This is a genomic window from Bacillus sp. SH7-1 (assembly GCF_008042405.1).
GTDB lineage: Bacteria > Bacillota > Bacilli > Bacillales > Bacillaceae_G > Bacillus_A > Bacillus_A thuringiensis_N.
On the sequence record NZ_QNUD01000044.1, the window covers coordinates 1 to 15620 of the forward strand.

Here is a 15620-nt window from a genome sequence, read left to right on the forward strand (position 1 = left end):
TCAATTAGGAGTTTAATTCTTGTGTTCATAACATAGCTGCTACAGCAAGTATTTAAAAAAATATAAAAAAAGATAAAAAGCTGAAGAAGCCGCTATTTTAGCGGCTTCTTCAGCTTTTTAAAATAGTAAATTACTTAACCTAGAGAGCATCTCATTGGACAAATAATTAATTATGTGAAACAATAATAACAGATAAGGAGACGTTAATTTTCCTTAAGTGCTTCGAATTAATTTTATTCAATAAGAGAAGGTGTGCTTAAAGAAGTTAAATTAAATAAGGAGCTGTTTTATTATATGCAACAAAATAATGATTTAAATTTTGAACCTCAAGACGTTAATATTGTCAATCCTAAACAAGCCAGGAAAGCAGTAGTTGCTACTGGTATTGGGAATGCAATGGAGTGGTTTGACTTTGGATTATACGCGTATTTAGCGGTAATTTTAAGTCAATTATTCTTCTCAGGTGTTGATAATAGTGGATTGCAACTTGTACTTACATTCGGTACATTTGCAGCAGCCTTTCTCGTTCGACCAATCGGAGGTGTATTCTTTGGTAGAATAGGAGATAAGTACGGCCGAAAAATCGTGTTAAGTACTACTATTATTTTAATGGCACTTTCTACATTATTCATCGCATTACTACCAACCTATGAACAAATTGGTGTATGGGCACCAATACTACTTTTAGTTGCCCGGATGATTCAAGGCTTCTCTACAGGCGGCGAATATTCAGGAGCAATGGTTTATATCGCAGAATCTTCTCCAGATAAAAAGCGTGGTATACTCGGTAGTGGTCTTGAAATTGGAACACTCTCAGGTTACATTGCTGCTTCGGTAATTGTTACCATTTTGACGTTATTGTTAACAGATGAGCAAATGCTCAGCTGGGGCTGGCGTATTCCATTCTTAATAGCTGCACCAATTGGTTTGGTCGGTTTATACTTACGCCGTCATTTAGATGAATCTCCCATCTTTGAAGAGATGGAAAAAGCACAAGAGGAATCTGAAGACAATGAACAATTTTCATTTATGGATATTATTAAATATCACAAAAAAGACTTCTTATTAAGCACAGTAATTGTCGCCTTCTTTAATATTACAAATTATATGATTCTTTCGTATATTCCTTCTTATCTAACTCAAGTACTTAAAGTCAAAGAAACAACTGGCTTATTAATTATTTCGATTACGATGGCACTTATGATTCCACTAGCACTATATTTCGGTAAATTAAGTGATAAAATTGGTAATAAACGCGTCGTGCAAATTGGTTTGCTTGGTTTAACTGTATTTGCAATTCCAGCATTTTTACTAATAGGTAACGGACATATTGCCGCTATATTTGCAGGTATTTTCGTATTAGGTTTCTTCCTAAGTGTGTATGAAGGAACATTACCTTCATTATTACCATCACTCTTTTTCACCGATGTACGTTATCGAGCACTTTCGATCTCATTTAATATTTCTGTATCAATATTCGGTGGAACAACACCGCTCGTATGTTCATACTTAGTTCATGCGACTGGTAACCCGCTCGCACCGGCATTTTATTTAACAGGTGTAAGTATTATTGGATTAGTCGTATTTAGTGTACTATTCGTTACAACATCAGGGCGCGCGCTAAAAGGTTCATATCCTACAGTAGAAACGAAAAAAGAAGCACACCAAATCGCTAAAGAAGACCCCGAAGAAACACTTTGGTGGCATGAAGAGTCATTAGAGATTGAAGCAGGGAAAAACGCCTCAATTTAAAAAGTAACGTAAAAGTATAAAAAGACTCCTATAAAAATAGGAGTCTTTTTGTTGTGTTATTTCTTTCTTTTCTTTAAACTCTTCTGATATGCATAGAGTTTATGGATTTCTTCCTTAAATTCATACAAAAGTACGGTGTTTTCCTCATTTGAATAACGCACTGCATTATAAGCATTTATAATAATATGACTCTCAATATTTACATCCTCTTCACAATTTATTCTTTTTAACCAAGCTTCAACAGTTTCTCCACGTTTTCTATTTAAAGGAGTAGTTAGCTTACTTTCAAGCTTAAAAATTTCTTTTCGAATTTCGTTATGTGGTGGCTTGTTTCGTTTAAATCGGTTTTGGGTTATACCTTCTTTATCGGTAATAATAGTAGATACGAAGGCAGGCATATTTGGTAAACTTAAATGTTTTCGTTTTTTTACTATTTTCCAAACGACATAAATAGCAATGAGTGTACAAACTAATATGGTAATGCTATTTATAAGAGTTGGATCAAAATCAGGAGGTGTTTTCCCGTTTTTTTCAATTTGAGGTTTTAAAAGATGCCCTTTACTTGCCCATATCCCTTCAGTATCTTTTAATTCAGCAGCTATGAGAAATGGATTTATAACATAACCAACCCCTAATGCGACTACTTCTATGATAAAACTAAAAATAACTCGAATAAAAGGAAACACTTGAACAATTATTATACTCATTACACCAATCGAAATGATAGAAGTGAAACGTAATAACTGTTGATTCCGATTCGCCCCGGTTAACCAAAACGTAATCATAATGTGTATAACTAATAGTAATAGTTTCCACAAAGGTGGAAAAGGTGCATAAAATATGGCTGAAATACCAAACCAAACAATACCACCTAACGATTTTTGAACAGGATATCCTGGTCCAATTACATGTACGATAAAGAAGAAAAGCGGTAACATAATTGTGCCAAATAGAGAGAAAGGGAGAAGGAAAGAACAGCCGATTATTTGAGTCATTAACAGTATGACAAAACCTGTCGTTTTTTTCTTTATGAATTTATGGATTAGAAACACACCAATATAGCCTGTTGTTAAAAATATAGTAATAGCTATAAGTTCGTCCCTTTCAGTTAATAACGAAAGGAGGAGCAGCAGAATAAAGTCATTAACGTGATAAAGCCAGGTTTTCAAGCTTTTCCACCATCCCTTCGTTATTTATGAGAAACGTAGGTTGCGATAGAAGAGAGAGGTCATTCTTTTGCAAGCCAATGTAAATCATTGTAGACGATCGTTCTCCTTTTCTATTTGTATAATGGAGAAATCCTTGTTTCGGAATTAATGTGCTATCGTCTGAAATACGTGCCAACTCCTCTAAAGCTTTCGCGTAATTTGTTTGCCCTTCATTTAATGGTAAGTGCAGAGGACCACCTTCAGCTAATACACTAACAAATAATTCAAACGGTATTTGATGCTTCGTTGCGTATTGACAAATGTATGTTGAAAATGAAATAAGATCTTCTATATTATCTTTCCAACCAAACCCGCGATCAGCAGCTAATGAAAGACAAATTGTCCAACTATAATTTTTAACAGGTTCATATTGCTTTGCCTGTAATTCCTGCATTTTAGCAGATGCTTTCCAATGAATTGAGCGGAAAGATTCACGTTCGTACCGTTTAACACCGATAATAGATGTTTCATCATTGTAAAAAGAAAAGTTGGTTCGATAAGATCCATTTAAAAGTTGCTGAAGTTCTTGCAAACCTGCTACTTCTTTAGGTGATGGATACACAATAATTTCAGTTCTTAACTTATCAAATACAGGTAAATGTACAGATAATAAATGAAAAGGATCTTTCAAAACACATTCGAATTGTTCAATTTGAAATACGCCACGCTTCGTTGCGGTTAATGTTAAATCCCATTTTTGCATTGAATGAGCAGGTTGTGAAAACGGAAAAGAGAATAACGTTTTCGATATTTGATCAATTCCTTGATCATTATGCGGTAGTAGGGACGGGTCTAAATGAAAATAACAAACACCATTAACGAGTGGTATATTTGCTCCGTTTTTTAAATGAATAAAAAACTGTCCAGATTCATCAGGAAAAAGCCGAGTTGTTTGTTTCTCATTTATCACTTGAAACTTTTTCTCTATGTAAGCGACATATTTATAAATGAAAATCGCAAATAAATAGTAGAAGAAAAAGAAAAACATAATGATTCGTTGTGGCATAAAAAACGTAAATAGTATAGCGCCTGGCACAGATAGTTGAATAATATGAAGTTGAAAAAATAAAGGTACAGTTACTACGCGTTGTCCATTCATGCTTGCTCAATCTCCACAGGTACGTCAACTTTTTTTAAAATTCTTTGCATAATTTCATTTTTTGTCGTACGTAATGCGCCTTCCATTGATAAGACGATACGATGATTCCAAACAGAAGGAACTAAAAATTGTATATCTTCTGGTGTGCAATATTCTCTCCCGCGTAAAAAGGCAAAAGCTTGAACTGAACGCACTAAAGCAAGTGTGGCACGCGGACTTACACCGTTAGCGATATAATCATGATTTCTTGTAGCATGGGCAAGTTTAATGATGTAATGTTCTAACGGTTCTGATACGTAAATTTCTTTCACTCGTTTCTGTGCCTCTAAAATATCATCTAAAGTAATAACAGATGTGACACTTTCTAGAGGTGTATCCTTACGAAAACGTCGCATCATTTGTAGTTCATCTTCAGGATTCGGATAACCAATAGAAATTGTCATTAAAAAACGATCAAGCTGTGCATCTGGAAGAGGGAAAGTTCCTTGTGATTCAATTGGATTTTGCGTCGCAATAACAAAGAACGGTTTTGGAAGAGGAGTTGACTGCTTTTCAAGCGTCACTTGTCGTTCTTCCATCGCTTCTAATAAACTAGACTGTGTTCTCGGCATTGCACGGTTAATTTCATCTGCTAGTAAAATGTTTGCCACGACTGGTCCGAGTCTTAACTCGAATTCGCTTGTTTTCGGATTGAAATATTCAATACCTGTCACATCACTCGGAAGTACATCCGGTGTAAATTGGACGCGAGAAAAATTACCACCAATACTTTTTGAAAGTGTTTTCGCGAGGAGTGTTTTCCCAGTACCAGGTACATCCTCAAGAAGCACATGACCGTCAGCAAGCAAGGAAACGAGTAATAAATCTATAACATTTTCTTTACCTACAAAAACCGATGCTATGTTTTCTTTCAATTTATTTATCATATGTATCATTCCTTTCAAAATAAAAACGGATATTTCTATATTTTAACAAATTATTCAGAAAATTGATATGATTTTTCAATTCAAAGAAATAAATATTCGATTATTAAATTATACTCTTGCATATTTTGGAATGTGAATATATAATATCGTTATATGATATATCGCTAGTCGATATATCATTAAGCGATGTATCGGAGGTGGTTATAATGAATACGAAAGCGAGAAAATACATTCCGTTAACTGAGGCGACATATTACATATTGTTATCACTGGTGAAACCAATGCACGGTTATGGAATTATGCAAATGGTAGAAGAGATGACAAATGGAGAAGTAAAGCTCGGTCCTGGAACTTTATACGGGAATACGACGAAGTTATTAAAAGAGAAATTAATTGTTGAAGTTGCCTCAACAGATAGAAAGAAGTGCTATGAGTTAACGCCACTTGGTAAAGAAGTATTAGAGCTAGAGTATAACAGGTTGCAGAGATCTGTAAGGAATGGGAATAGTATATTAGGGGAGTGAATGGAAGATGGAGACAAAAAGGGTATTTAAGTTTTTTACGGCATGGAATTTAGAAAAAGAAGAAGCTTTTTTACGAAAGATGCATCAGCAAGGTTGGGCATTACAAAAATATAATTTAATGTATACGTTTCAGAAAACTGAGCCAAAAGATGTAATATACAAAGCTGATTTTCGATTGGTTTATAGAGATTCGAAAGAACAACAACAAGAGTATTTCGAAATATACGAAATGTCAGGTTGGAAACGCGTAACAAGTTTCACAAGATGGAATTATTTTTGTAAAGAAGTAGAAGAGGTAAATGAATTGCCTGATATTTACTCAGAAAAGGAGACGAGGATACAAAAACTAAATGAGTTATTAGTATTCTTTGTTATTATGCTAGCAGCTATATTACCATCAATGTATAATCTATTTATAAGCCCAATGGAATCAAGAGTGCCAATTTGGGCGAAAGTTATAACAGGTCTTTCAGGTTGTATGTGGATGTACTTCTTTATAAGACTCACTTGGAAAATTAAGAAATTAAAAGGTGAAATATTATAATAAATAGTGAAGTTAAAAAGAAGTTGATTTTGTAAAGAGGGATATTAGAATCAACTTCTTTGTTTCTATATAATCGCATTTTTGTTCGCTCTTTTTTACATAATAAAAATCTATATGAAGGAACAGAATTAACAGTTGCAAAGAAAACCCACAATACCCTGAAAATAATAAATGAAGAAAAAAGATTCATATTGAGGATCAAAAAATAAAAGATAACTAAAAAGATGTGGGGTGTAACTTATAATAAGGAAGAAACACGTTTTTTATAAACGTACAAAAAGGAAAAACCCCTTATAGAAAAATCTATTTCTACAAGGGATAGTAATGACATTGTTAGAAAGACTGATTTTGCGCAGGTTTAATAAATTGTTCAGGATTTTCAACGAGTCCACATACAGCACATTGGACTCTGTATGTAGGTCCTTGATAGGCCATATGAAAAGCATTCATCGTTTCATTTGTGTATTCTTCTTCTACTTGACCAGTTTGTGGATTTAACTTGACTGGTTTTACTTGTTGCTCAAGAATATTAAAGCGTGTACGGTTCGTTTTACAACTTGGACATAGCATTGGTTCCATATGTATACACCTCCATTTGTAGCATTTCTTAAACGCTTTAATTTTATGCAAGTAAAAAAACTTTCTCAATATAAATAGGTGTTTAATGTATTTAAAATTCAGAAAAAATAAAATATAATAAGGGTACGAACTGGTTATGTCCAAACCAAATCTCCTGTTTTATGCCAATAAGCTGGGGGGCCGAGAAATCGGCCTCATTTTTTTGTGCTCGCTACTATAGGAAACAAGGTTTTTATGAGGCTTTTGTCGAAATTTTAGGGATGGATATAAAGGGGGAAGTAAAATGAATTTAAAAATGAAGTACATCATTTTATATGTAGAAAAGTTTGAGGAATGTTTAAAATTCTATAAAGATATTTTACAGTTACCTATAAAATCAGAGCACGGTACATATATTGAATTTAATACGGGATCTACAATATTAGCAATGAATACGCGGCAAGACGTGAAAGAATTAACAGGATTACCACTTACAGAAGGCGAGTTACAATCTTCTCATTTTGAATTAGGATTCGTTGTTGAAAATGTAGAAAAAACGATTGAGCAATTTAGAGAACAAGGTATTACGATTTTAGTTGAACCAATTGTAAAGCCGTGGGGACAAACAATTGCATACATTGCTGATCCAGATGGGAATTATATCGAAATTTGCAGTTCATTAGAATAGAAGGAGAAAAAGAGATGGGCTTTCCGAAACTAGAAACAGAACGTTTACAATTAAGAGAACTAACACTGTTAGATGCAGAAACGATGTTCCGTTATTTTTCAAAAGAATCTGTTATACGTTATTTTGGAATGGATTCTTTCGAAAATATTGAGCAAGCGAAAACAACGATTCAAGCGTTTAAAAATCGTTATGAAGAGGGAAGTGTATTTCGCTGGGGAATAGAGAAAAAGGGGACGGGCCAATTAATCGGAACGTGCGGTTTTCATTTAATTAACCATCATCATAAGCGAGCTGAAATTGGTTATGAGCTAGACGATACATATTGGGGACAAGGGTATGCAACGGAAGCGTTACAGGCGATTTTAACTTACGGATTTGAAACGTTGCAACTTATAAGAATTGCTGCTGTTGTATATGTAGAAAATAAAGCTTCTCAAAAATTGTTAATAAAAGCAGGATTTCAAGAAGAAGGATTACTTCGAAAACATATGATTCAAAATGGAGTTGCTCATGATACTATTTTATATTCTTTATTAAAAGAAGAGTGGAAGAAGTAATGAGTACGAGTGAAATAATAAATGTTATGAAGAAGCATAAAGAAAACCGCTTCATTTTAGGCATAGATGGTTTAAGCCGTTCAGGAAAAACAACATTTGTAACAAACTTAAAAGAAAATATGAAACAAGAAAGTATTCCGTTTCATATTTTTCATATTGATGATCACATAGTAGAGCGTAATAAACGCTATGATACAGGATTTGAAGAATGGCATGAGTATTATTATTTGCAATGGGATATTGAGTGGCTCCGTCAGAAGTTTTTTCAAAAGTTGCAACATGAAACAAAACTGAAATTACCGTTCTATTATGATGACACAGATACATGTGAAATGAAAAAAGTACAAATTCCCATAATAGGCGTAATTGTAATTGAAGGCGTTTTTCTACAGCGAAAAGAATGGAGAGATTTCTTTCATTATATGGTGTACTTGGATTGTCCAAGAGAGACAAGATTTCTACGCGAGAGTAAGAAAACACAGAAAAACCTTTCAAAGTTTGAGAATAGGTATTGGAAAGCAGAGGATTATTACTTAGAAACGGAATTGCCGAAGGATAGGGCGGATTTAATCATCAAATGATTTGAAAATAGAAGGTGAATAGAATGAATATTTTATGGGATTTTGATGGTACGTTATTTGATACGTATCCAGTTTATACAAAGATTCTTTCTGAAATATTAGGTGATACAGTAGATAAACAAGAAATATACAAAAACTTAAAAATATCATACTCTCATGCAATTCAGTATTATAATATTTCATGCGAACAGGAAGAACAGATTAAAATTTTGAAGGGGAAAATCACTGCAAAAGATATGAAACCTTTTGCAGGTGTGGAGGGAATTCTGAAATTTGCGGATAAAAATGTGATTATGACTCATAAACATAAGGCAGGGGTTATGGACATTTTAAGATATTACGGCTGGGAAAAATACTTTGTAGATATGGTTACAATTGACGATGGCTTTCCTCGAAAGCCGAACTCTTTAGCTTACAATCATCTACATAAAAAATACAATATTGATTTAGCTATTGGAGATAGAGAATTAGATTTATTGCCTGCAAAGGAATTAGGTATTTCAACATGCATGTTTCAAGGGAATTGTGATGTAGCGGATTATTCTTTAGCGCATTACTCGGAATTTTTTAAGGTAGTGAATGATAGAAAATTCCTTTACAAGTAGTTTGAAGAAAACCTCAACTTTTTGCTTGAAAAGTTGAGGTTTTCCTATGTAATAGCAAATTAATTATTTCAATTCTTTAGAAGGAGATTAGTATAACAATTTGAATTATATAGTTATAGATAAATCTATAGATGAAAAGATTTCAATAAAGCGAGTGATAACATGAGTATTTTTATTTTAGAAGATGATGTCATACAAGCGCAGCAAATGAAGCGATTAGTTGAAGAGATTTGTGAGAAATATAGGTTGCCTTTTGATTTTATTGAGGTAACTAGTAAAAGTGAAAACATTATTACTAACATTCCTAAGGCGAAGTATGTCCCAATCTATTTTTTAGATATAGAGATTAAAAGGAAAGAACGAAAAGGTTTACAAGTGGCGCAAGAAATACGAAAGTATGATACGCAAGGAATTATTGTGTTTGTAACAACGCATTCTGAATTTGCACCTATTTCATACCAATACATGGTATCTGCTTTAACTTTCATTGATAAAGGGTTGCCACATGAGGAGAGATATAAAGTTTTTGAACAATGTTTACTTCAATATGAAGCAAGAAATAAGCATAGTATTCCGTCCGATGACTTTATCGTTGAAAATAGTAATGCGACTGTGCGGGTTCCTTTCCACGAAGTTGAATATGTTATGACCGATGAACCGCACCGGTTAGCATTAGTGACGTTAGATCGAATCGTTTATTTTTATGGAACTTTAAAGGAAATTGAAATAATAGATGAACGTTTATTTCGTTGTCATCAATCATATATCGTGAATACGAAGCAAATGTCTTCTTATGATGCGAAGCAAAAAATGATAGTTTTAAAAAGCGGGAAACGTATTCCAGTATCACGTCGTTTAGTGAGTAAAGTACGAAACATGTTAAAGGGTGAGATGTAATGTATATTTATGATTTATTTGCAATACTGCTTACTAGTATGTGTCATACGTTTTTATACATACAATTAATCCGGTACAATAGATTGTCATATAAAATGTTAATAGCTTTAAGTACGGTATTTATTATTTTACTTGCTATTGTCGTAACAGTAACGAGATATCCAGAGTTGAATAGTACGATTGTGTTATTTTTAATAAGTTTAGGATTAATGCAAAATGAATTGAAATTTAAACATAATGTATATTTTGCACTAGTGAGTATGGTTATTATAACGTTAGTGAAAATGTTGCTTTTCGATTTAGGAATGAAAATCTTTATGTTAACGCCATTCAATTTATATTTATGGACAGGTAGCATGATTCATCTTATCGTATCGACACTTACTTTTATCGGTATTCTATTAGCGCGTAAAAGAATTCAAAAAATTGCTCAATATATAGTAGGTAGTCCGTTATATTATATAACTTATATATTATTAATGATCGGGTTTATTATTGAACTAATTTTAACTCAGCCGTCAACTGAGTTTTTAGCAAAAATAAATCAACAATACAGTGAAGTAAGTTATAATTCAGCGATTATTATTTTTTTATTATTACTAATCATTGTACTAATAAGCTCACACTTATCGAAAGAAAAGTTACGAGAAGAGCACGAAAAACGTTTAGATAAAGAGTTATTAGATTATGTGGAGAAATTAGAGGATATGCATGATGAGCTTGCTAGTTTCCGTCATGATTATATGAATGTATTATTATCGTTAGAAGAGGGAATACGTACAAAAAATGTGAAAGAAATTGAGCAAGTGTATTATGATGTTATAGCTCCTACATTAAAAACAATAAATGATCATGAACTTGATATTGCAAAATTATCTCGCATTCATATTCCTGAAGTGAGAAGTGTATTAAGAGCAAAAGTCGGCACTGCCCAGCAGCAACAAATAAAAGTAATGCTTGATATACCAGAAAACATTGAAAGTGTTTCAATGACGATTATTTCATTTATTCGCATCATTTCAGTTTTAGTAGACAATGCAATTGAAGAAGCAGTACATAGTGAGGAAAAGATATTGCAAATTGCATTCTTTGAAATGGATTTACGACAATATTTTATTGTGCGTAATAGTTCAAAGGGTGAGGCGATTGATTTGCAAAAAATTTATGAGAAAAACCATTCAAGTAAAGAAGGGACTAGAGGATACGGGCTATTCTCATTAAAACATATCATGAATAAAACAAATAATGCGACGTTAGAAACAACTTATGTAAGTCCTTATTTCACGCAAACATTTATATTAAAAGAGATGAAATGACCATCTATGATGAAAATGAAACCGAATAGGAAATAACTACATACTTTCTTCACTCGTTTTTATACACTTCAAGTAAGAGGTGAAGCGAGATGAATGGTCTTATTTTTACAACAATGATTAGCTTTGGTTTACCGCTTATTGCACTTTTATATGCTTTTTGGAAGAAACGCTATATTCCATATATGTTAGGTATATTGGCTTTTGTTGTATCACAAATATTGATTCGCATACCAATACTAAATTATTTAAATGGAACTAGCACAGATTTTCAAATGTTTTCTGTTATGCAGCCTATACTATTTGCAGTTTTACTTAGTATATCAGCTGGAATTTTTGAAGAGATAGCTCGTTTTATCGCAATGCGTTATTTTATGAAGCAACGAGATTGGCAGTCTGGTTTTTTATTTGGAGCAGGGCATGGTGGTATTGAGGCGGTGTTGATAGTCGGTATCCCAGTAATATCCCTATTATTATCACAAACAGTCATTCAAAATGGCGACAGTTATTATCTCGGTGGTATTGAGCGCATCTTTGCGATGGTATTACATGTTGGGCTTTCTTTCATTGTATTGCAAGCTATCGTCCAAAAGAAATTTCGTTATGTTGTATATGCAATTCTCATCCATGGGACTGTAAATGCATTAGCTGGTATTATATCGCTATATGTACCAGGGAAAAACGGGATCATTATGTCAGAAGTTTCAATAGCAATTTGTGCTTTACTCGTTTTTAGTTATAGTTTCATTTTAAAAAGAAAGGGTGTATTAAAATGAGAAAAATGTTACTTATTATTATAAGTGCTATCGCGGCGTTTGCGCTTGCAGCGTGTACCGGTAATAAAGTAAATGAAAGTACATCAAAAAAATTTATTCCGAAGGCGGAAGAAATTGTATCATTATTAAATGAAGCAAAGTATAAAGAAGTGTATGAGAAATTTGATAGTAAAATGAAAGCTGCATTGCCAGAAGAAAAGATGAAAGATCTTACACCTATAATCGAGAAAGCTGGTACGTTCGAAATAATTGAAAAACAATCGATTGAAGAAAACGATGGTTTATATACGGTTATTCTTGTAGCGAAATATAGTAAAGAACAACGGACATTTATTATAACTTATAATGATAAAGAAGAAATAGCAGGTTTAGTTATTAAATAAAAAACAGATACAGTGGAAGTTCCCGCTGTATCTGTTTTTTTGATTTAACCAAATTATGGTTATTTGTGCTACTATGAACATATAGCAATATAGAAGGGTGGGTTAATATGAAAACTGAAATAGTTCCTAAAAAGAAGTACAGTAAAACAAGCTATATATCATTACTTATTGGAATTTTATGTTTTCTGTTCGTTTTTATTACACCGACAAGGATAGCGAATGCAGGTAATATAGTGGGAGATTATGTTACAGTTGCCCTGACAGTTGCAGGTATCATACTTTCTGTCATTACAATGGCGAAAAAAACAGAGAAGAAGGGCATTGCTATTCTTTCGTTCATACTGTCCTCATCATTTTTTATTTTTTGGATCATCGCGATTATCTTATTGTTTACTGGTCAAATTAGTTTTGCACCGTAATGTACAATAAAAAGAGTCCTTCTCGTATGAAGGACTCTTTTTATTCGGTATCTTCCGGTTGATATTCTAAAATATCCCCTGGTTGGCATTCTAACGCTTTACAAATAGCTTCTAAAGTTGAAAAACGGACTGCTTTTGCTTTTCCATTTTTCAAGATAGAAAGGTTAGCCATTGTAATTCCAACCCTCTCCGAAAGCTCTGTTACACTCATTTTTCTTTTCGCTAACATTACATCAATATTAATAATAATTGCCATATTATTCACCTCAGACCGTTAAATCATTTTCTGATTTTATATCTATCGCATCTTTTAATAGTCTTTGGAGAACGGCAGCAAAGACCGCGATTACCATTGAAGCAAAGATTAGGATCATGCCAATTATAATGATACCAGGTGCGTCATCTTTCTCAGCCACGAGATAGAAGAGTGGCATGCCTACTACATATAATATACTAATTGTAATAGCGCATTGCTTTATCTTTTTTAAACTTCTAACAGATAATTTCGAGAAGGCATTACCTTTGTCAATGTAGCTTACAAGTTTAAAGGCTTCGTATAGAGCGAAATAAAAAGGTATCACCGTTGCATATAGATTGATTAAAACAAGATATTTTATATATGCAATATCGGGATACAGTTTCGCTGCATAATTCCCGATGTTAGGAATTGAAAATATACACAAAGCGAAAACAGGAATACCGATAAGTATAATAGCTATCTTTAAAAAGAGTGTTGATCCTTGTTTCATAAAAAGCACCTCATTTTTAAATTATCCTTTTAATTTAACATAAAATTTATTGTTTAACAATAAATTTTTATTTGTTTCAGTCGGATTTTTATTGATAAATATATGTTATTGAAGAAAATGATAAGACATTTTTATAAAAGAGGTTTGGCTTCTAATTATTTGAAAATAAAAAGCTATGATATGTACGGTTGCTTTTTAAATAAAAGAAAGTGAAGGTAGCGATTGTTAGCTTCATGAAAATTGGGGACTAATAAAGCATATATAAGTTGTGGAATAGAATGTAAAAAAAATTTATATTTTTGTATATTTACGGAGGAAGAACAATGTCGAATTTAAGTTTACTCATGAAGAGGTTACTGTTAGTAGGAACAATCACACTAAGTATGTTATGTACTGAAAATATGATGAATGATCATGCGGTGGAAGCTAAAGTGAAAAAAGTAGAACGTCAACCGAAAAATGTAATCATAATGGTTATGGACGGAACGAGTTCTACAGCAACTACATTAGCTCGCTTATATAAAGGAAAACCACTTGCATTAGATGAAATTGTAACAGGAGGAGTTCGTACATATTCAGCGGAATCAGCTATAACAGACTCAGCTCCAGCAGCTACAGCTTTAGCAACGGGAAATAAATCGAATTCAGGATATGTAGGTGTATTACCTACTATTGTAAGCTCACCTGGTTTACAACCAATAAAAGAAGAGGACAAGATACGGCCAGTTGCCAATGTTTTAGAAGGTGCCAAACGTACTGGTCGCGTAACTGGAATTGTTGCTACAGCTGAAATTCAGCATGCTACTCCGGCCGGATTCTCTGCTCATCATGTCAACCGAAAGCATTTTGACGTAATTGCAGAGCAACAAGTATATCAAAATATAGATGTCGTATTAGGCGGTGGAAAAGCGGCACTGCTGCCTGTAACAAACAGTGGAATTCGAAAAGATGGTGAAGATTTAATAAAGGTGATTCAAGACAAAGGATACGAATTTGTTGAAACGAAAGATGCATTATTGAATTCAAAGTCTAATAAAATTTGGGGCTCTTTCTCACATAATGCTTTAGCTTTCGATATGGATCGTGAAGTAACAAATCCAGAGCAACCAACACTTTCTCAAATGACGGAAAAAGCAATTCAAGTGTTATCAAAAGATAAAGATGGTTTCTTTTTGTTTGTAGAGGGAAGTAAGCCAGACTGGGCAGCTCATGTGAATGATCCAATTGGGATGATTAGTGATGTTTTAGCATTTGATAATGCAGTTGCAGAAGCATTGAAATTTGCAAAAAAAGATGGTAATACGATTCTAATCGCCGTAGCTGACCATGGTAACAGCGGTATTTCTATAGGGAATATGAATACGACAAAAGGATATAATACTATGCCGGTGTCTGCATACATTGATCCATTGAAAAAAGCGAAAATGACAATTGAAGGGACTATAAAGAATTTGAAATCTGATTTATCAAATGTAGAAGATGTAGCTAAGTTATATGGATTGGACAATTTAACTTTTGATGAAAAAGAAAGGTTAAAAGCGGCTAAAAAGAAAATAGATGTAGGTCCAATTTTTACTACATTATTGGCTAACCGTGCGAACATAGGCTTCACAACAGGAGGGCATACAGGTGAGGATGTATTTTTATATTCATATGGTCCTCAAAATCCATCTGGATTAATTCAAAACACGGACGTTGCGAAGACGATGGCGAAAGCGATGGGCTTTAACTTAGAAGAAGTAACAAAAAAATTATTTGTAGAGAGTGAATCAGCCTTTAAGCAGAATGGTGCAACTGTAACAATAGATAAAACTGATGTAGCGAACCCTGTACTTGTAGTAAAACATAATAATGTAACAGCTCAATTATTTGTTAACAAAAATATAATTCGTATTAAGAATAAAGACTATGAATTAGGAAGTGTCGTTGTAGAAAGCAATGGAAAATTCTATGTACCAGAAGAAGCAATCCGTTTATTCATAAAGCATTCTCGTTAAAAAATGCCAATTCCTTAGCTACTACTTAGGAATTGGCATTTTTT

Annotated in this window: 19 protein-coding genes; 13 read left to right on the plus strand and 6 right to left on the minus strand. The window is 33.2% G+C overall.

What is annotated here, in order from left to right:
• Window positions 1–294 precede the first annotated feature (294 nt).
• Window positions 295–1752, plus strand: coding sequence for an MFS transporter (locus DN390_RS26760; protein ID WP_001186941.1), 1458 nt, complete (start codon window positions 295–297; stop codon window positions 1750–1752).
• A gap of 56 nt (window positions 1753–1808) precedes the next feature.
• On the opposite strand, the gene DN390_RS26765 is transcribed toward DN390_RS26760, so the two are convergent.
• Genes DN390_RS26765 through DN390_RS26775 form a run of 3 tightly spaced genes read right to left on the minus strand, consistent with a single transcriptional unit; the run spans window position 1809 to window position 4985 of the window.
• Window positions 1809–2921, minus strand: coding sequence for a DUF4018 domain-containing protein (locus tag DN390_RS26765; RefSeq protein WP_147808941.1), 1113 nt, complete (start codon window positions 2919–2921; stop codon window positions 1809–1811).
• On the minus strand, window positions 2896–4059 hold the full coding sequence (locus DN390_RS26770; RefSeq protein ID WP_147808942.1) for a DUF58 domain-containing protein: 1164 nt from the start codon (window positions 4057–4059) through the stop codon (window positions 2896–2898). The genes DN390_RS26765 and DN390_RS26770 overlap by 26 nt, the downstream gene beginning before the upstream one ends.
• Window positions 4056–4985: an AAA family ATPase gene (locus DN390_RS26775; RefSeq protein WP_147808943.1), complete on the minus strand. Its 930-nt coding sequence runs from the start codon at window positions 4983–4985 to the stop codon at window positions 4056–4058. Before DN390_RS26775 ends, DN390_RS26770 begins: the two co-directional genes overlap by 4 nt.
• A gap of 206 nt (window positions 4986–5191) precedes the next feature.
• Here DN390_RS26775 and DN390_RS26780 point away from each other — a divergent pair, with 206 nt between their 5' ends.
• Together DN390_RS26780 and DN390_RS26785 are read left to right on the plus strand one after the other, a co-directional pair.
• Entirely contained in the window at window positions 5192–5509 is a 318-nt protein-coding gene (locus DN390_RS26780; RefSeq protein ID WP_001092642.1) for a PadR family transcriptional regulator, read from the plus strand.
• Window positions 5510–5516: 7 nt separating this feature from the next.
• Window positions 5517–6053: a DUF2812 domain-containing protein gene (locus tag DN390_RS26785; RefSeq protein WP_098296809.1), complete on the plus strand. Its 537-nt coding sequence runs from the start codon at window positions 5517–5519 to the stop codon at window positions 6051–6053.
• A gap of 333 nt (window positions 6054–6386) precedes the next feature.
• On the opposite strand, the gene DN390_RS26790 is transcribed toward DN390_RS26785, so the two are convergent.
• Window positions 6387–6632 (minus strand): hypothetical protein, encoded by a 246-nt coding sequence (locus tag DN390_RS26790; protein ID WP_000433609.1) that lies wholly within the window; start codon window positions 6630–6632, stop codon window positions 6387–6389.
• Between the two features lie 283 nt (window positions 6633–6915).
• Between DN390_RS26790 and DN390_RS26795 the strand changes: the two genes are divergently transcribed.
• The 9 genes from DN390_RS26795 to DN390_RS26835 all read left to right on the plus strand — a co-directional run bounded on the left by DN390_RS26795 (window position 6916) and on the right by DN390_RS26835 (window position 12830).
• Entirely contained in the window at window positions 6916–7299 is a 384-nt protein-coding gene (locus DN390_RS26795; RefSeq protein ID WP_147808944.1) for a VOC family protein, read from the plus strand.
• A gap of 14 nt (window positions 7300–7313) precedes the next feature.
• Window positions 7314–7856, plus strand: coding sequence for a GNAT family N-acetyltransferase (locus tag DN390_RS26800; RefSeq protein WP_147808945.1), 543 nt, complete (start codon window positions 7314–7316; stop codon window positions 7854–7856).
• Complete coding sequence (locus DN390_RS26805; protein ID WP_147808946.1) at window positions 7856–8437, plus strand: kinase; 582 nt, start codon at window positions 7856–7858, stop codon at window positions 8435–8437. The genes DN390_RS26800 and DN390_RS26805 overlap by 1 nt, the downstream gene beginning before the upstream one ends.
• Before the next feature lie 23 nt (window positions 8438–8460).
• A complete protein-coding gene (locus DN390_RS26810) occupies window positions 8461–9042 on the plus strand; it encodes an HAD-IA family hydrolase (RefSeq protein ID WP_147808947.1) in 582 nt (193 codons plus the stop codon).
• 162 nt (window positions 9043–9204) lie between these two features.
• Window positions 9205–9939: a LytR/AlgR family response regulator transcription factor gene (locus tag DN390_RS26815; RefSeq protein ID WP_147808948.1), complete on the plus strand. Its 735-nt coding sequence runs from the start codon at window positions 9205–9207 to the stop codon at window positions 9937–9939.
• Complete coding sequence (locus DN390_RS26820) at window positions 9939–11255, plus strand: GHKL domain-containing protein (RefSeq protein ID WP_147808949.1); 1317 nt, start codon at window positions 9939–9941, stop codon at window positions 11253–11255. The genes DN390_RS26815 and DN390_RS26820 overlap by 1 nt, the downstream gene beginning before the upstream one ends.
• 89 nt (window positions 11256–11344) lie before the next feature.
• Window positions 11345–12028, plus strand: coding sequence for a YhfC family intramembrane metalloprotease (locus DN390_RS26825; protein WP_147808950.1), 684 nt, complete (start codon window positions 11345–11347; stop codon window positions 12026–12028).
• Window positions 12025–12411, plus strand: a complete 387-nt coding sequence (locus DN390_RS26830; protein ID WP_147808951.1) for a DUF3887 domain-containing protein — start codon at window positions 12025–12027, stop codon at window positions 12409–12411. The genes DN390_RS26825 and DN390_RS26830 overlap by 4 nt, the downstream gene beginning before the upstream one ends.
• A gap of 107 nt (window positions 12412–12518) precedes the next feature.
• Window positions 12519–12830 carry a hypothetical protein gene (locus DN390_RS26835; RefSeq protein ID WP_147808952.1) on the plus strand — a complete coding sequence of 104 codons (312 nt, stop codon included), beginning with the start codon at window positions 12519–12521 and terminating at the stop codon, window positions 12828–12830.
• 40 nt (window positions 12831–12870) lie between these two features.
• On the opposite strand, the gene DN390_RS26840 is transcribed toward DN390_RS26835, so the two are convergent.
• Together DN390_RS26840 and DN390_RS26845 are read right to left on the minus strand one after the other, a co-directional pair.
• A complete protein-coding gene (locus tag DN390_RS26840; protein WP_087953298.1) occupies window positions 12871–13086 on the minus strand; it encodes a helix-turn-helix domain-containing protein in 216 nt (71 codons plus the stop codon).
• A gap of 10 nt (window positions 13087–13096) precedes the next feature.
• Window positions 13097–13579 (minus strand): DUF2975 domain-containing protein, encoded by a 483-nt coding sequence (locus DN390_RS26845; RefSeq protein WP_060631313.1) that lies wholly within the window; start codon window positions 13577–13579, stop codon window positions 13097–13099.
• Between the two features lie 323 nt (window positions 13580–13902).
• Between DN390_RS26845 and DN390_RS26850 the strand changes: the two genes are divergently transcribed.
• On the plus strand, window positions 13903–15576 hold the full coding sequence (locus DN390_RS26850) for an alkaline phosphatase (RefSeq protein WP_147808953.1): 1674 nt from the start codon (window positions 13903–13905) through the stop codon (window positions 15574–15576).
• Window positions 15577–15620: the final 44 nt, after the last annotated feature.